This window comes from Streptomyces sp. NPDC001100, from assembly GCF_053598575.1.
The window spans coordinates 15,252-30,914 of the sequence record NZ_JBSFKO010000054.1; the positions used below are offsets into that span (position 1 = coordinate 15,252).

Annotated in this window: 14 protein-coding genes; 7 read left to right on the forward strand and 7 right to left on the reverse strand. The window is 71.3% G+C overall.

Annotation, left to right across the window (positions count from 1 at the left end; translation table 11 throughout):
* Positions 1 to 11: 11 nt before the first annotated feature.
* Positions 12 to 767, reverse strand: a complete 756-nt coding sequence (locus tag ACWDEW_RS44780) for an SIS domain-containing protein (RefSeq protein ID WP_399115440.1) — start codon at positions 765 to 767, stop codon at positions 12 to 14.
* Positions 768 to 1,016: 249 nt separating this feature from the next.
* Between ACWDEW_RS44780 and ACWDEW_RS44785 the strand changes: the two genes are divergently transcribed.
* Both ACWDEW_RS44785 and ACWDEW_RS44790 read left to right on the forward strand, forming a co-directional pair.
* On the forward strand, positions 1,017 to 1,709 hold the full coding sequence (locus tag ACWDEW_RS44785; RefSeq protein WP_450521513.1) for a metal-dependent transcriptional regulator: 693 nt from the start codon (positions 1,017 to 1,019) through the stop codon (positions 1,707 to 1,709).
* A gap of 517 nt (positions 1,710 to 2,226) precedes the next feature.
* Positions 2,227 to 3,084: an alpha/beta fold hydrolase gene (locus ACWDEW_RS44790; protein ID WP_450521515.1), complete on the forward strand. Its 858-nt coding sequence runs from the start codon at positions 2,227 to 2,229 to the stop codon at positions 3,082 to 3,084.
* A 94-nt stretch (positions 3,085 to 3,178) separates the two neighbouring features.
* On the opposite strand, the gene ACWDEW_RS44795 is transcribed toward ACWDEW_RS44790, so the two are convergent.
* From ACWDEW_RS44795 to ACWDEW_RS44805, 3 genes are all read right to left on the reverse strand, one after another.
* Positions 3,179 to 4,786, reverse strand: a complete 1,608-nt coding sequence (locus ACWDEW_RS44795) for a transporter (RefSeq protein WP_450521517.1) — start codon at positions 4,784 to 4,786, stop codon at positions 3,179 to 3,181.
* The gene (locus tag ACWDEW_RS44800; protein WP_450521519.1) at positions 4,783 to 5,556 is read right to left on the reverse strand and encodes an ABC transporter ATP-binding protein; all 774 of its coding nucleotides are present in this window, start codon (positions 5,554 to 5,556) and stop codon (positions 4,783 to 4,785) included. Before ACWDEW_RS44800 ends, ACWDEW_RS44795 begins: the two co-directional genes overlap by 4 nt.
* An 84-nt stretch (positions 5,557 to 5,640) precedes the next feature.
* Positions 5,641 to 6,294 carry a bifunctional DNA primase/polymerase gene (locus ACWDEW_RS44805; RefSeq protein WP_026179578.1) on the reverse strand — a complete coding sequence of 218 codons (654 nt, stop codon included), beginning with the start codon at positions 6,292 to 6,294 and terminating at the stop codon, positions 5,641 to 5,643.
* 265 nt (positions 6,295 to 6,559) lie between these two features.
* Here ACWDEW_RS44805 and ACWDEW_RS44810 point away from each other — a divergent pair, with 265 nt between their 5' ends.
* Both ACWDEW_RS44810 and ACWDEW_RS44815 read left to right on the forward strand, forming a co-directional pair.
* Entirely contained in the window at positions 6,560 to 7,945 is a 1,386-nt protein-coding gene (locus ACWDEW_RS44810; protein ID WP_381244065.1) for a transcriptional regulator, read from the forward strand.
* 200 nt (positions 7,946 to 8,145) lie between these two features.
* The gene (locus tag ACWDEW_RS44815) at positions 8,146 to 9,888 is read left to right on the forward strand and encodes a hypothetical protein (RefSeq protein ID WP_450521521.1); all 1,743 of its coding nucleotides are present in this window, start codon (positions 8,146 to 8,148) and stop codon (positions 9,886 to 9,888) included.
* A gap of 32 nt (positions 9,889 to 9,920) precedes the next feature.
* Here ACWDEW_RS44815 and ACWDEW_RS44820 read toward each other — a convergent pair whose 3' ends face one another.
* Complete coding sequence (locus tag ACWDEW_RS44820; protein ID WP_450521522.1) at positions 9,921 to 11,234, reverse strand: ABC transporter substrate-binding protein; 1,314 nt, start codon at positions 11,232 to 11,234, stop codon at positions 9,921 to 9,923.
* Between the two features lie 117 nt (positions 11,235 to 11,351).
* Between ACWDEW_RS44820 and ACWDEW_RS44825 the strand changes: the two genes are divergently transcribed.
* Both ACWDEW_RS44825 and purU read left to right on the forward strand, forming a co-directional pair.
* Positions 11,352 to 11,852, forward strand: a complete 501-nt coding sequence (locus ACWDEW_RS44825; RefSeq protein WP_026179576.1) for an SCO4402 family protein — start codon at positions 11,352 to 11,354, stop codon at positions 11,850 to 11,852.
* An 80-nt stretch (positions 11,853 to 11,932) separates the two neighbouring features.
* Positions 11,933 to 12,814 carry a formyltetrahydrofolate deformylase gene (purU, locus tag ACWDEW_RS44830; protein ID WP_450521524.1) on the forward strand — a complete coding sequence of 294 codons (882 nt, stop codon included), beginning with the start codon at positions 11,933 to 11,935 and terminating at the stop codon, positions 12,812 to 12,814.
* A gap of 178 nt (positions 12,815 to 12,992) precedes the next feature.
* On the opposite strand, the gene ACWDEW_RS44835 is transcribed toward purU, so the two are convergent.
* Together ACWDEW_RS44835 and ACWDEW_RS44840 are read right to left on the reverse strand one after the other, a co-directional pair.
* Entirely contained in the window at positions 12,993 to 14,183 is a 1,191-nt protein-coding gene (locus ACWDEW_RS44835; RefSeq protein ID WP_450521578.1) for a maleylpyruvate isomerase N-terminal domain-containing protein, read from the reverse strand.
* A 59-nt stretch (positions 14,184 to 14,242) separates the two neighbouring features.
* A complete protein-coding gene (locus ACWDEW_RS44840; RefSeq protein ID WP_450521526.1) occupies positions 14,243 to 14,824 on the reverse strand; it encodes a sigma-70 family RNA polymerase sigma factor in 582 nt (193 codons plus the stop codon).
* 321 nt (positions 14,825 to 15,145) lie between these two features.
* On the opposite strand from ACWDEW_RS44840, the gene ACWDEW_RS44845 reads away from it, so the two are divergent.
* A complete protein-coding gene (locus tag ACWDEW_RS44845) occupies positions 15,146 to 15,535 on the forward strand; it encodes an STAS domain-containing protein (RefSeq protein WP_450521528.1) in 390 nt (129 codons plus the stop codon).
* Positions 15,536 to 15,663: the final 128 nt, after the last annotated feature.

Genomic DNA, 15,663 nt, shown 5'->3' on the forward strand with positions numbered 1-15,663 from the left:
GCCTCGGCACGTCAGTACTGGTAGAAGATCCGGTCCCGGTACTCCTCGAACACCCGGCCGTTCCACTCGTGGCCGCCGTCGACGTTCCCCGAGCGCAGCAGCGGCGGTTCGATGCCCCGGTCGGCCAGGGTCGCCGCCGCCGTCGCCATGACGGCCTGGAGGAGGGCCGCGGTGACGACCGTGGAGGCGGGGGCGAAGGGGGCGGGGATGGCGTCGTGGGTGAGTTCCGCGTCGCCGATCGCGATCTTCGAGTCGAGTACGACGTCGCAGTGGTCCTTGAGGTACGTCCCCGAGGAGTGCCGTGACGTCGTCTCCGAGGCGTACGCCACCGAGGTGACGCCGATGACGCGGACGCCGAGGGCGCGGGCCTTCATGGCCATCTCCACGGGCAGGGCGTTGCGGCCCGACAGCGAGATGATCACCAGGGCGTCGCCGGAGCGCAGCGGCGACGTCTCCAGGACCACGCCCGCGAGGCCGTCGACGCGCTCCAGGGCGGAGCCCAGCGTGGCCGGCATGACGTCGACGCCGAGGACTCCGGGGACCACGAGGAGGTTCATCAGGGCGAGTCCGCCCGCGCGGTAGACGAGGTCCTGCGCGGCGAGCGAGGAGTGCCCGGCGCCGAAGGCGAAGAGGCGCCCGCCGTCGGCCACGGTGTCCGCGAGGAGCGTGCCGGCCGCCCCGACGGAGTCGGCCTCTTCGTCGCTGACCCGCTGGAGCAGGGTGATCGCGGCGTCGAAGAACTGGCCGGCCGGCGTACGGTCGCTCATGCGGGAGCCCCCTCGGTGAGTTTGTGTCGCGGATCACCGTGCGGTCTGGACCAAGTGGATGTCAATACGGCGTGGAGGGCGATCCGGTCCGCCGCGGAGCGGGCGGAGAGGGGCTGCACGGACCGCCGTAACCGGCTGGTTTCAACGGCGCGGCACGGTTGTCAGTGCGATGCGTCAGAATTGGGTCCAGGGCCAGCGCACGCGCCGCGGAGCCGCCGAGCTTCGGGCAGAGGTAATCGAGGGGCACGTATGTCCGGACTGATCGACACCACGGAGATGTATCTCCGCACCATCCTCGAGCTGGAGGAGGAAGGTGTGGTCCCCATGCGCGCCCGCATCGCCGAGCGGCTCGACCAGAGCGGCCCGACGGTGAGCCAGACGGTGGCGCGCATGGAGCGCGACGGCCTGGTGGCCGTCGCCAGCGACCGCCATCTGGAGCTGACCGACGAGGGCCGCCGCCTGGCCACGCGCGTGATGCGCAAGCACCGGCTCGCCGAGTGTCTGCTCGTCGACGTGATCGGCCTGGAGTGGGAGCAGGTGCACGCCGAGGCCTGCCGCTGGGAGCACGTGATGAGCGAGGCCGTGGAGCGGCGGGTCCTGGAGCTGCTGCGCCACCCCACGGAGTCGCCGTACGGCAATCCGATCCCCGGTCTTGAGGAGCTGGGCGAGAAGGACGGGGCCGACCCGTTCCTCGACGAGGGCATGGTGTCGCTGGCCGAGCTGGATCCCGGTTCGGACGGCAAGACGGTCGTGGTGCGCCGGATCGGCGAGCCCATCCAGACGGACGCCCAGCTGATGTACACGCTGCGCCGCGCGGGTGTGCAGCCCGGCTCGGTGGTGAGCGTGACGGAGTCGGCGGGCGGGGTGCTGGTGGGCAGCGGTGGCGAGGCGGCCGAGCTGGACTCGGACGTCGCCTCGCATGTGTTCGTCGCCAAGCGCTGACCACGCTCTTCGCCCGCGGGTCCGTCAACTCGTGGGGCTGGAGAGGCAGTTGTGACGTTCCGCCGGTCGCGGAGTTTTCAAGATTCAGTGCGCTGAATCGCAGCGCGGGGACGCTTCGCGTGCCAGGCTGTCGCGTGAGGCATATGACCGTGAGGGGGCGGGAGGATGTGCCGCAAACGTGGGGAGGGCCCCGGCGCCGTGCGGCGCCGGGGCCTGTCCTCCCCTGTTCTGACCCGGAGCCCCGAGCTCTCAAGGTCATCCCCTTCGGACCGGTTTCCCCGAGCGGTCCGCCTCCCGGTGAAGATCTCCCCTCGGCGGCGGCGATCATTCCTTGAGCGGGGTCACTCGAACGAGGGGTGTTGCGGCCGGAGACCGCATTTTCGAATCTGTATTCGATAACCTGTGGGTGATGAAACGCGCGGGGCGTGACCTGTAGGAAGAGACGAGCAAGAGAAGAGACAGCAGCAAGAACGAACGGCACAAGCGGCAGAGCGTGGCTAGGGGGGTGCCAGGACCAATGGCGCGGCGCATCGACGTGACCGGAGCAGGCGGCGTACGCCTGGCCGCATGGGAGTTCGCGGACCCGCCCAAATCGGGGGAGATCGAGCGGGCACCCGGAGTTCTCTTACTGCACGGCCTGATGGGCCGCGCCTCGCACTGGGCGTCCACCGCCCGCTGGCTCTCCGAACGGCACCGCGCGGTCGCACTCGACCAGCGCGGCCACGGACAGAGCGACAAGCCGCCGCAGGCGGCGTTCACCCGTGAGGCCTACGTCGAGGACGCGGAGGCCGCGCTGGAACAGCTGGGGCTCGCCCCGGTCGTCCTCGTCGGCCACGCGATGGGCGCGCTGACCGCGTGGCAGCTCGCCGCGAAACGGCCCGATCTGGTGCGGGGGCTGATCATCTGCGACATGCGCGCCTCCGCGCTGGGGGCGGCCTCGCAGCGGGAGTGGTCCGACTGGTTCAAGTCCTGGCCCGTGCCCTTCTCCACGCTCGCGGACGTCCGCAAGTGGTTCGGCGAGGACGACCCGTGGGTGGAGCGGCCGAACCCGTCCCGGGGGGAGTTCTACGCCGAGGTCATGCAGGAGTCTCCCGACGGGTGGCGGCCGGTGTTCGAGCCGGAGCAGATGCTGAAGTCGCGGGAGACGTGGGTGTACGACGCGCACTGGGAGGAGCTGGCCCAGGTTCAGTGCCCCGCGCTCGTGGTGCGGGGGCTGGACGGGGAGCTGGGGCGGGCCGAGGCGCAGGAGATGGTGCGGGTTCTCCCCCGAGGGGAATATGCGGAGGTCGCCGACGCCGGGCATCTGGTGCACTACGACCAGCCGTCGGCTTGGCGGGCGGCTATTGAGCCGTTTCTTGATGGGGTGCTGGTGTGAGATCGCCCATGGGGGTGGGGAGTTCGGTTGTCTGGCGGGAGCGGGTGCGCTGTGGTTGCTCGCGCAGTTCCCCGCGCCCCTAAAACAACTCAGCTCACCCTTTACTGACAGCCGCCAGGATCTCCGGCAGCCGCCTCGCCGTCCCCGGTGCCGCCATGCGCAGCCCCGCATACGTAATCGCCGCCCCGTACCCCGCCCCCACCGGCAGCAGCAGCCAGCTCCACTGATCCCCGTCCGCGGTCACGTTGGACCAGATGGTGAGGGTGATGACGGGGGAGCAGAGCAGGGCCGCCGAGATCATGCCGCCGAAGATGGAGATCCAGGCGAGGCCCGCCTGGCCGGGGGCGACGTTCTTGTGGCCGCCCTGGGGGATCGAGTACGGGAAGCGGGCCGAGGTCCAGGCGCCGGTCGCGAGCATCGCGCCGAGGAGGGCGAAGGAGAGGCCGAGGACCTCCGGAAGCCGGTGCCAGTCGCCGAGCATCGCCGTCGTCAGGATGGTCACCAGCGCCGCGTAAGGGACGGTGATGAGGAGCAACGCGAGGGCGCGGGCGCGGAGTTCGACGTAGGCGTCCCTGGTCGTGGAGATCGTCATCGCGACCATCCAGAACGCGGAGGTGTCCTGTCCGAACTGGTTGTACATCTGGATGCCGAGCATTCCGGCGGCGAAGCACGCGAAGTAGACCGAGCCGGTGCCCTGGAGTGCGTTGAACACCGGCACGATCAGACCGATCGCCAGTGACGTCACCCACGCCGCCTTGGTCTTGGGGTCGCGCCAGACATAGCGCAGGCTGCGTTCCATGACCGTGCCGGTGCGGCCGGCCGGGAGGAGACGGGCCAGACCGCCGGCGGACGCCCTGTCCTTCGCGGCCGGTTCGGCGGACTGGAGGGTGGAGCCGTCGGGCGAGGTCATCAACTTGGTGAGACTGCGCGACCAGAGGAACAGCAGGGCCGCCAAAGCGCCTGCGGACAGGGCGAGTTGGATGACGGCGGGGCCGTACGAACCCTTGCTCGCCGAGTCCACCGCGCCCACCGCCGACGCGGGTGGCACCCAGCGCAACACCTCGGCCGCCGGGTCGAGTTGGGACAGCCCGGACGAACCCAGGCGCTGCGCACCGAAGTTGACCAACTGTGCTCCGACCGCGATCACCAGCCCGCTCAGCACCGCGAGGTCCCGGCCCTTCCGGCTGGTCAGCAGGCGGATGTTGGCGGCGGCGACGGCCCGCGCGAGCGCCACACAGACCAGCAGGGAGAGCGGCAGCGCCAGGACCGCCGTGACACAGGCGGCGGCGCCGTGCGCGACCGCGGTCACCGAACCGAGCAGCAGCACCAGCGTGAACAGCGGCCCGATACCGACCAACGAGGCCGCCAGCAGCGCCCGTACGAGAGGCCGGGGCCGTAGCGGCAGCATCACCAGGCGGGTCGGGTCGAGGGTCTCGTCGCCGGTGGGGAAGAACAGTGGCATCACCGCCCAGCCAAGACCCAGCACCGACACCAGGACGACGACCACCGAGTCGGCGTGCGCCTCCCCGCGCAACGCGATCAGTCCGAGCAACTGGAGCGCCGCGAACAGCAGCGCCACGACCGCCGACGCGACATACGCGGCCCGCCGGCCACCGGACTGCCGTAGACCGTTGCGCAACAACGACAGCTTCAGTCGTACGACGACGGGAGTGATCGAGACCGGGGGCGTGGTGTCGGTCATCGGGTGCCGCCGCCCAGCCAGTCGAGGTCGGAGCCGTGGTCGCGGGCGCCCGCGCCGACGAGTTCGAGGAACGCCTGCTGGAGCGTGGGGGATTCGCCGCGCACCTCGGCCAGGGTGCCCTGGGCGCGGATGCGGCCGGCGGCCATCACGGCCACCCAGTCGCAGAGCGACTCGACGAGTTCCATGACGTGGGAGGAGAAGACGACGGTGGCGCCGGAGGCGGTGTAGCGCTCCAGGACGCCCCGGATGGTCTGCGCGGAGACCGGGTCGACGCCCTCGAACGGCTCGTCCAGGAAGAGGACTTCGGGATTGTGGAGGAGAGCGGCGGCGAGCCCGATCTTCTTGCGCATACCGGTGGAGTAGTCGACGACGAGCTTGTGCTGCGCCCCGGCCAGGTCGAGCACGTCCAGCAGTTGCGTGACCCGCTTGTCGACCTCGCCCCCGGGCAGCCCCCGCAACCGCCCGCTGTAGCCGAGGAGTTCACGCCCGGAGAGTCGTTCGAAGAGTCGCAGACCCTCGGGCAGCACCCCGATCCGCGCCTTCACGGCCACGGGGTCGCGCCAGACGTCGTGCCCGACCACCTCCACGGTTCCCTGATCGGGTCGCAGCAACCCGGTCACCATGGAGAGGGTGGTGGTCTTCCCGGCCCCGTTGGGCCCAACAAGCCCGATGAACTTGCCCGCGGGCAACTCCAGATCGATCCCGGCAACAGCAACCTGCTGCCCAAACCGCTTCCAGAGCCCACGCACACGCACGGCAGCAGACGTCATACCTTGCAGCCTACGGTCAGGTGCCCCACCTGAGGGGCGCGGGGAACTGCGCGACCAGCCCCCACCGACCCGCACCCGCCAACGCTACCGATCCCGCCCACACGCATAGGCGAGCGGCGAGATCAACTCCTCCGCATCCGGCAGCCACCGATTCGCCGCAGTCGGCCGGCAGGCCCACTGCACAGCCCCCCGAGACCCGAACCGCGTGGGCGGCGCGGCCACGTACGCGCCCTCACCCAGCACCACAAGATCAAGAGTGGCGGGGGACCAGCCGATCTTCCGCACCAGATCCGGCACCTTCACCGACGCACCCGGCAGAACAAAGAACTCCATCCGCCGCGACGGCGTCAACGTGACAGGACCCAGCGTCAACTCCATGCGCTCCATCCGGGCCAGCGCCAGGAACCCCGCGGTCTCCGGGACGGAGATCGCGTCGAACGTCCGCCCGGTCGGCAGCAGAATCGATGCCCCTGGCTGCTTCTGCCACATCCGCCGCGCGACCGTCGCGCTGCCCGTCGCCTGCGTCGCCCAGTCCTCACGCGCCGGATGTGCGCCGGGTGCGGCGCACGCGGGGTCCTCGCACGAGCAGCGCTGCACCCCGTCGACGGCTTCCAGCCAGGTGCCGGGAAAGACGTCCCAGTGGCGCTCCTCGGCGTAGCGTACGGCTGTCTCCAGCAGCGATTCCCCGCGCTGCTTCGGAATCTGAGCGGCTTCGGTGCCCGCGATCGTCTCTTCCACGCCCAACACAACTCCCGCACCCACCTCGGGTTACGGCTGTAGCGCGCGCGGGGGAGGAGCATCGATTCCGCAACTGGGGCGCATGGATGCATGTGCGGGGGCGCGCGGGAGGACCGAGGGCGGGATCGGGGTAGCCACGTGAGGGGCGGGCGCGAGCCTTTACCCCGGCATTCCTCGCATGCTTCGCATTTTCGCCATGTTCGCTGGGCATTGATCTTCTCGGCCGGATCTTTTCGCTTCAGGGGTTGTTCCCAGGGGGTACGCCATGGCCGCAAGGCCACTTGTCGCGCGGCAGCCGAACGAACGGCTGCAGGCGCTCATCCAGGAGGCGGGGTGCTCGAACGCCGGGCTGGCCCGCCGGGTCAACATGTGCGGCGCCGAGCACGGTCTCGACCTGCGCTACGACAAGACGTCCGTGGCCCGTTGGCTGCGGGGACAGCAGCCGCGCGGGCGGGCTCCGGCGATCATCGCCGAGGCGCTGGGCCGCAAGCTGGGCCGTACGGTCACGATCGACGAGATCGGCATGGCCAACGGCAAGAACCTCGCGTCGGGTGTGGGCCTGCAGTTCTCGCCGACCGTGCTCGGGGCCATCGAGCAGGTGTGTGAGCTGTGGCGCAGTGACGTCGGGCGCCGGGACTTCCTGTCCGGTTCGTCGGTCGCCGCGTCCGCGCTGGTCGAGCCGAGCCGTGACTGGCTGATCTCCTCGCCGGACTCGCAGGTCGCGCGCGCGGCGGGGCCCCGGGTGGGCCAGTCCGACGTGGCGGCCGTGCGCGCGATGACGCAGGCGCTCAGCGAGCTGGACCACCAGTACGGCAGCGGGCATGTCCGCCCGGTCGTCGTCCACTACCTCAACAGCGTCGTCTCCGGGCTGCTGGCGGGGTCGTACCGGGAGGCCGTGGGGCGTGAACTGTTCGCCGCCGTCGCCCGGTTGACGGAACTCGCCGGCTACATGGCCGTCGACACCGGTCAACCCGGCCTGGCCCAGCGGTACTACATCCAGGCGCTGCGCCTCGCGCAGGCGGCCGGGGACCGGGGATACGGCGGGTATGTGCTCGCCGCGTCCATGAGCCATCTCGCCGCGCAGCTCGGGAACCCGCGTGAGATCGCGCAGTTGGCGCGGGCGGCGCAGGAAGGGGCGCGCGGTCGCGTGACCCCGCGGGCCGAGGCGATGTTCCATGCGGCGGAGGCGCGCGGGCACGCCCTGATGGGTGACGCGCGGTCGGCGCAGCTGGCGTCGGGGCGCGCGGTGAGCGCGCTGGACGCGGCGGATCCGTCGTCCGGGGACGACCCGGCGTGGATCGGGCACTTCGACGAGGCGTATCTCGCCGACGAGTTGGCGCACTGCCACCGCGACCTGGGGCAGGCCGAGGCGGCGGCCAGGTGCGCCCAGGAGTCCCTGGACGGGCACCCGGAGTCGCGGGCCCGCCGCCGGGCCATCGGGTACGTGCTGCTGGCGAGCGCGCAGGTGCAGCAGCGCGAGGTCGAGCAGGCCTGCAACACGGGCCTGAAAGCGGTGGAGTTGCTCGGTTCGCTGCGCTCCAACCGGGGTGCCGAGTACCTGGAGGACCTCCAGCAGCGCCTGGAGCCGTACCGGGACGAGCCGGTGGTACGGGAGTTCGGGGCGCGGATGGAGTTGCAGGCAGCCGCGTGAACAGGGAGTGAACGAAGCCTCCGGTGGTGATCCGGTTGTGAAAGGAGGGCGCGGAACGGGATTTGGCGTGGATGAGGGGCCGGAACTGTTACCGGGGTCACAAGTGGAGAGGTCCAGTCCAGTGCTGCGTGGCACGGGGCTCGGGGTACCCGGTAGCGTGAACCGACGATCCCGTAGGTCCCCCATTCGTAGGAGTCCCGGTGACGCAGAGTGGACAGGGCGAGGAGCCCTCGGCGCGGCCCGCGCGCGAAGGCATCGTGCTGCCCTCCGACGGAGGTGAACCCCTCCTTCCGGGGATGACGGGCGGACGCGGTAACCAGCAGTCGGCAGGGCAGCCGCCGAGCACACCCCCGAGCGGCCAGGCCTGGGGCGGGTCGTGGGGCCCGGACCAGCAGCACGACCCGCAGCACCGGACCCCGGCCCCGCCGCCGGGCCAGGGCTGGGGCGACGCACAGCAGCAGCCGCAGCAGCCGGGGCAGCAGTGGGGCACCGCCCCCGAGCAGCCGTCCCCGTGGGGCGCCCAGGAGGGCATCCCGAGCCAGCCGGGGGCCCTGCCCCAGGAGAGCGCCCAGCACGCGGCCTACGGCGTGCAGCAGCAGTCGTACGCACAGGAGTACTCGTCGGCACCGGGCTACGCCCCGGAGCAGTCCGCCGGGTACGGGGCGGGCGCGCCGGGCTACGGATCCGGCGCACAGGACTACGGCTACGGATACGGGGCTTCCGGTTCGGGCGGCGCGCCCCTGCCCCCCGCCGCCTCCCCGACCTCGTCCTCTTCCTCGTCCGCGTTCCCGAGCGCGCCGCTGCCGCCCGCCGACGAGGGCGCGACGCAGTACATCCCGCCGGTGGTCAACATCCCCGGCGACGAGGGCGCCACCCAGTTCCTGCCGCCGGTCCCGGCCGCGCCGATGGACGAGGGGGCGACGCAGTTCATCCCGCCCGTACTGCCCGGCGCGCTGCCGCCCGAGGTGTCCGGCGGTGCCGGACCGATGCCGCCGGCCGCGCATCCCGACGCGCAGCCCACGCAGTTCCTCCCGCCGGTGCCCGCGCAGGGCGGCGCTCCCGGGTACGGGGGGCGGCCGGGCGGGGCCGAGGACCGGCAGCCGCCCGCCGAGTTCGACAACCTCTTCCGCAGCGGGGAGACACCGGCCGGGTCCACACAGCAGCTGCCGCGCTTCCAGCAGCCGCCGCGGGCCGAGCAGCCGGGCTACGGGCAGCAGGGCCACGGACAGCAGGGCTACGCGCAGCCGTCGTACGCCCAGCCCGGCTACGCCGATCCGTCCTACGCCCCGCCCGGGCAGGACGACGACGGCGGCCGGGGCGGGCGCCGTTCGCGGGTGCCGTTGATCGCCGGGGTCGGGATCGCCATCGCGATCCTCGGGGTCGGTGCCGGCGCGCTGCTCAGCGGCGGCGGCAGCAAGAGCGACGACAACAAGACGGTCGCCGCGACGTCGCCCGCGACCGGGGGCTCCTCGTCGGATGGCACCGACGCCGCCAAGCAACAGGCCGTCGCGCTGGACAAGTTGCTGGCCGACAGCGGCAGCAGCCGTGCCTCGGTGATCCGTGCCGTGGGCAATGTGAAGGCCTGCAACAGCCTCGGCGACTCCGCCTCCGACCTGCGGGACGCGGCCACGCAGCGCACCGAACTGGTCACGAAACTCTCGCAGTTGACGGTGGACAAGCTGCCGGACAACGCGGCCCTGACGACCGCCCTCACCAACGCGTGGAAGGCGTCCGCGTCCGCCGACAACCACTACGCGGCCTGGGCCGACCAGGCCGCCGGCAAGCACGGCTGCAAGAAGGGCCAGGCCCGCACCACCGGCCAGACCGCGGCCGGCAACGCGGCGAGCGGCGTCGCCAGCAACCAGAAGACCAAGGCCGCCGCGCTCTGGAACACGATCGCGAAGACCTACGGTCTGACCCAGCGCCAGCCGACCCAGCTCTAGGACACGGATTCAGGACACGGACGGCGCGGACCTCAGTCGAGGTTCGCGCTCTCCAGCGTCCCCGTCATGTCGAAGAAGCCCTTCTTCGCCGACACCAGAACGCCCTTGCGTACGACTTGAAGGGTCACCGAGGCGTTGACCAGGCGGGACAGGCCCACGGAGGCGAGATCGTCGTCGTCCGCGGAGCTCCACTGGAGCGTCGGCGTGAGCCCGCCCGTGGTGACCTTGACGCCGTCGTCGAGGGCGCGCCGTACGGTGTCGGCGGTCACCTCGCCGTTGCCGAGCGAGTTCACGACCGTCTTGAACGCGGTGTACGCGATCCAGGTCGTCTCCACCCCCGCGTCCGCCGGGTCGATGCGGTTGTCGCCGAAGGCCACCTCGTCGACGGCCTTCTTCATCGGGTCCCAGCGCGAGTCGCCCGCGACCGGGTACCAGCCGGTGATGTACGACCCCTCGTACGGCCCGGACTGCCCGCCCGTCGCGTTGATCTCGGTCTGGTCGACGCTGCCGAGCACGGTCGCGGTGCGCACGGCGGGATAGTCCGCGCGCGCCCGCCGGAAGGAGTCCATGAAGGTGTCGGTGCGGTCCCCGAGCGAGGGCACCACGCACCCGTCCTTCGACGAGGTGCCGCCGGACGCGCTCTCCAGCGCGCGCGTCGACTGGCCGGCGTACTCGGTGGCGTTGTCGGCCGCGAGCTGGTCGGTGGCCGGCGCGTGGCCGCCCGCCTTGAGCCCCGCGTTCAGCAGCGGGGGCAGGTCGTCGCCGGCGATGGAGTCGGGCCGGACCAGGGTGACGGTGCCGCAGCCGGGGGCGAGTTGCTTGCCGAGACCGGCCAGCAGCGCGGGCTGGCCGCCGTTGACGGGGTAGGACAGGGCGCGGGTGAACTCCTCGCTCGTCACGCCGTAGCCGCCGATGTACGGGATGCCGGCGCCCTCCAGCGGGGCGAAGAACGAGTCGCTGAACTCGCTGTAGGAGCCGACGACCGCGACCACGTTCTCCTTGACGGCCTGTCGGGCGCACTGCGCCGCGGCGATGCTGGTGTTGTGGTCGTTGCAGGTCAGGACCTTGAGCTTGCGGCCGTTGAGACCGCCGTGCTTGTTGACCCACTTCGCGTACGCCGTCGCCATGGCGGGCATGCCGGGCTTGTTGGTCGCGTTGGTGTCCCAGGGCGCCCAGGTCATGACGGTGATCGGGGCGTCCGCGGAGCCGGCGGTGCCGGGGATGACCCCGCAGCCGGCCGCGAGCGACGCACATGCCACCAGCGCCGCCGCCGACATGACGGTGGTTCTGACGCGCCGGGTGATCGTGGGGAGGAAGGTGCTGCGGTTGCGCCGACTGCCAGTCATGTACACACACGCTTCCGCCACACCACTAACCCGGGAGTGACTCGCGGTCAACGAATGGTGACGTGGAGGTGAATTACGGGGGGCGTTCCTGTGTGTGTGACAAGGAACGTACGATCGATGACCGTGCAAGCTCCGGAGAACTCTTCCCGTCGCCCCCGTCGCTCCTCCACCATGGGCGGCATGCCACTGAACGACATGCCGTGGTGGCGCTGGCGCAGCAACGTGCGTTCCGCGCTGCACATGCTCTCCGATCCGGTGTTCCAGCAGAACGTCTGGCTGGCCGGTGTCGACGGGTACGGGGACGTCACCGACGCCGTCTACCGCCTCGTCGAGGACACCTGGCTGGACAACTGGTCCGCCGAGAAATACGTCGGCACGATCTTCCGCGACTCCCAGGAGGCGGCCCTCGTCGACTCCGCCGTCCTGCGTGTGCTGCGGATCATGCACCAGGTCGGGCCCGACGCCCCGGTCTCCGCGTACGTCGACCACCAGGCGTGGCCGGAGGCGGTACGGGCGGCCCGCGACGCGCACGTCCGGATGGCGTCCAGCGACGGGGAGGACCCGGACGCGCCGCCGCGCACGCTTGAGGTGCTGCAGATCATGACGCGGTCCGCGTAGTCCGCCGACCGGCGCGGGCCGCCGGTCCGGGTGGCGGACGCCGGTCTCCCTGCTCAGGGGGATATGGGACCCTGTTCCGCATGAACGCGCAGTCCACCCGAGCCGCGGCGCCCGCCGACCAGTACGTCCTGACCCTGTCCTGCCCCGACAAGCAGGGCATCGTGCACGCCGTGTCGAGCTACCTCTTCATGACCGGCTGCAACATCGAGGACAGCCAGCAGTTCGGCGACCACGACACGGGACTGTTCTTCATGCGCGTCCACTTCTCGGCGGAGCCGCCGGTGACCGTGGACAAGCTGCGCGCGAGCTTCGCGGCGATCGGTGACTCCTTCCACATGGACTGGCAGATCAACCGGGCCGACGAGAAGATGCGCGTCGTCCTCATGGTCAGCAAGTTCGGCCACTGCCTGAACGACCTGCTGTTCCGCGCGCGCATCGGGGCGCTCCCCGTGGAGATCGCGGCGGTGGTGTCCAACCACACCGACTTCGCCGAGCTGGTGGAGTCGTACCACATCCCCTTCCACCACATCCCCGTGACGAAGGACAACAAGGCCGAGGCCGAGGCGCGGGTCCTGGACCTGGTCCGCGAGGAGAACGTCGAACTCGTCGTCCTCGCCCGCTACATGCAGGTCCTCTCCGACGACCTCTGCAAGGCGCTCAGCGGCCGGATCATCAACATCCACCACTCGTTCCTGCCGAGCTTCAAGGGTGCGAAGCCGTATCACCAGGCGCACGCGCGGGGCGTCAAGCTCATCGGCGCCACGGCCCACTATGTGACCGCCGACCTGGACGAAGGACCGATCATCGAGCAGGAGGTCGAGCGGGTCGGGCATGACGTGACCCCGGACCAGCTGGTGGCGATCGGGCGGGATGTCGAGTGCCAGGCGCTGGCGCGGGCCGTGAAGTGGCATGCGGAGCGGCGGATTCTGCTCAACGGGCGCCGGACTGTGGTGTTCGCCTAGGAGCTCGGGGGGATCGGGTGCGTGGGCGGCTGCGGCCCGGTGGGGGCCGTTCGCGCAGTTCCCCGCGCCCCTGGAAACGCAGGCTCGCTTTCAGGCCCCGGCGCCTTGGAAGCTCTGGCTCACTTTCAGGGGCGTGGGGAACTGCGCGACCAACCCCCACGCACCCGCACTCGCCCGACTACATCCGGCTCAACGACGCCGTGGCGAACAGAACGTCCCTGATCGCCTCCCGATCCCCCAGCTGCCCCGCCGCCGCGTCCTCCGGCGACACATGCCCGGCCGCCAGATGACAGAACTCCACACCGTCCAGGGCGATATGGGCCACTTCACGCTCGGCCGACCCCACCGCGCCGGGTGAGTCGAGAGGGATCAGCCACTCACCCCCACCATGACCCTCGATCTCCAGCCGCAGGCTGCGCCCGGGATCCCCGGCCGGGACCAGGTGCCGTCCCTCGGCAGGCGCGGCCAACCCGTGGCGCCGGCGCTCGGCCAGCACCGCGGGCAGCATGCGGGCCGCGAGGTCGATCATCCGGTTCAGGCTGCGCGGCGAGGGCGGCTCGTAGGGATAGTCCACCGCGTCCGCGATGTCCTCCGCGTGGACCCAGCACTCGAAGGCCCGGTCGAGCATCGCGTCGTGCAGCGGCAGCTCGAAGTCGCCGTAGGACACGGCCCGTTTGCCGGTGGTGGTGCCGGTGAACGACACCGTGCGGACGATGGCGTGGCTCTGCTCGCGCCAGGGCGCGCGGATGGAGCGGGTGGGCGGGAAGTACGAGGCCCGCCAGTACGCCTCGGTGCGCGCGGCCGGGTTCGTGGCCTTGTCGGCCGACTCCCCGGTGAGCGGGTCGTCGAGGCCCAGCGCCGTCGCGACCAGGCCGTCGACGGTCAGCAGATGCGCGATGACTCCGACGACGGTCGTACGGCGGCTCGCCGGGGCCCGGCCGTCGAACCAGCGCAGCCGCACGGGCGCGTGCCACTCGGCGTCGCCTATGTCCTGCAGCAGGGCGTCCAGGCGCGCGGTCTCGGCGTCGTACGGCGTCGCCCACTCGGGTACCGGGATGCGCGGCGGTCGGCGGTCGAAGGAGCCGGTGAGGACGCGGGTGCGCAGGCCGGGGTCGAGGTCGAGGGGTTCGACGGGGTGGAGGAGGCCGACCGCGCCGCGCAGCCGCAGCGCCTCGTCCGCGCAGGAGCCGCACTCGCCGAGGTGTTCCTCCACGGCGGCCGTCTCCGCCGCCGAGCACGCGGCCAGCGCCCACGCGCCGAGCAGCGCCTTCAGCACCGGGTGCTCCAGCACCAGCGGCGCGGGCCGGGACGCGGACTCGTCGAGCTCGGGCAACGGCTGCCCACTGTCCTCGACCGAGGCGCGGGGCATGGGAATGCGCGGCGGCACCGCAGCCCCTTCGTACGCCTCGTGCTCGTCGTTCGCGTCGCTCACACCGCACCCCCTGGTTCCGCTGGTTCCGGCGGTGCGCCGGTGTCGTGGGCGGTGGACAGGAGTTGGAGGCCCAGGCGCAGCCGGCGGCGGGCCTCGTCCTCGGTGACGCCGAGGTCGACGGCGGTCTGGCGGTAGTCGCGGCGCTGGAAGTAGGCCAGCTCCAGGGCGGCCCGCAGCGGGGCGGGCATGGACGTGACGATGTAGTCGGCGCGGGCGGCGACGGAGGCGCGGCGGACCTTGCGCTCCAGTTCCTCGGTGGAGCCCTGGCCGCCCTGGGCGAGGGCGGCGGTCTCGGTGGCGCGCAGCCGCTGCACGGCGAGGCGGGCGGTCAGCGCGGCCACCCAGGAGCGCAGCGGGCCCTGCTTGGGGTCGTAGGAGTCGGGGTGTTCCCAGACGTGGGCGAAGACATCGCGGGTGATGCCGTCGGCGGCGCGCTCGTCGCCGAGGACGCGGTGGGCGAGGGCGTGCACGAGGGAGGCGAAGCGGTCGTAGAGCTCACCGAGGGCCGCCGCCTCGCCGCGGGCCAGCCGCTGCTGCATCTTGCGGTCCCACCGGGGCGGTGCGTCCTTCGTCGCCATGCGGCCCCCTCACCGTGTCCGTGCCCGAGTCAAGCCTGCGCCCACCGTCTCTTCGAATGTAGTCGGCACCTCGGACAGCGCACGCCCCTTCGTGCAATCGCACGCCCCCGAAGGGCCGCGGGTGGTAGCGGACATGCGCCGACCCGGTCCACAACTGATCGAACAGGATCGAAGGCGACTAAAACAAGCCTCTTCGGACCGGTTTCCGTTTCTGTTGCCGTGTTTCAGGGAACGGCCGCTGGGCAGCCGCGCTGCAAGGAAGCGTAGGTACGGCTTCCGTTTCCGGACGGTTTCCGGGAGTTCCGGCTAGCGAAAGGCGCGATGGTGGCCTTCAAAGTGAACGACGGCGAGCGCGGCGGCTGGTCCGTGCTCCTCGTGTCCGGCGAACTGGACCTGGTGACCTCGCCGGTGCTGCGCCAGCGGGTGCACGACGTGGTGGCGGACGGTCACCACAGCCTGGTCGTGGACCTCTCCGAGGTGCTGTTCTGCGACTCCAGCGGCGTCGGCGTGCTGATCGCCGCCCGCCGGCTGATCCGCTCCTGCCAGGGCCACCTGCGCGTGGTCCTGCCCGCCCAGGGCGCGGCCGACGGCTCGCACGTCAACCGCGTGCTCGGTGCCCTCGGAGTGCGACGCCTCTTCGACGTCTACCCCGATGTGATGACGGCCACAGAAGAGGACCCCGAAGAGGAGGCGGACCCCCTCTCGGCGTGACGCGTCGGTTTCCGGGGTGACGCCGTTGTTTCGGAATTTCCCCGGTCTTGGTACAAGCGACGTTTTCGGCTCCCGGACCCGCCCCGGCGTCGTACGCTCCAGCCAAGCGCACCCCCACATGAGTAAGG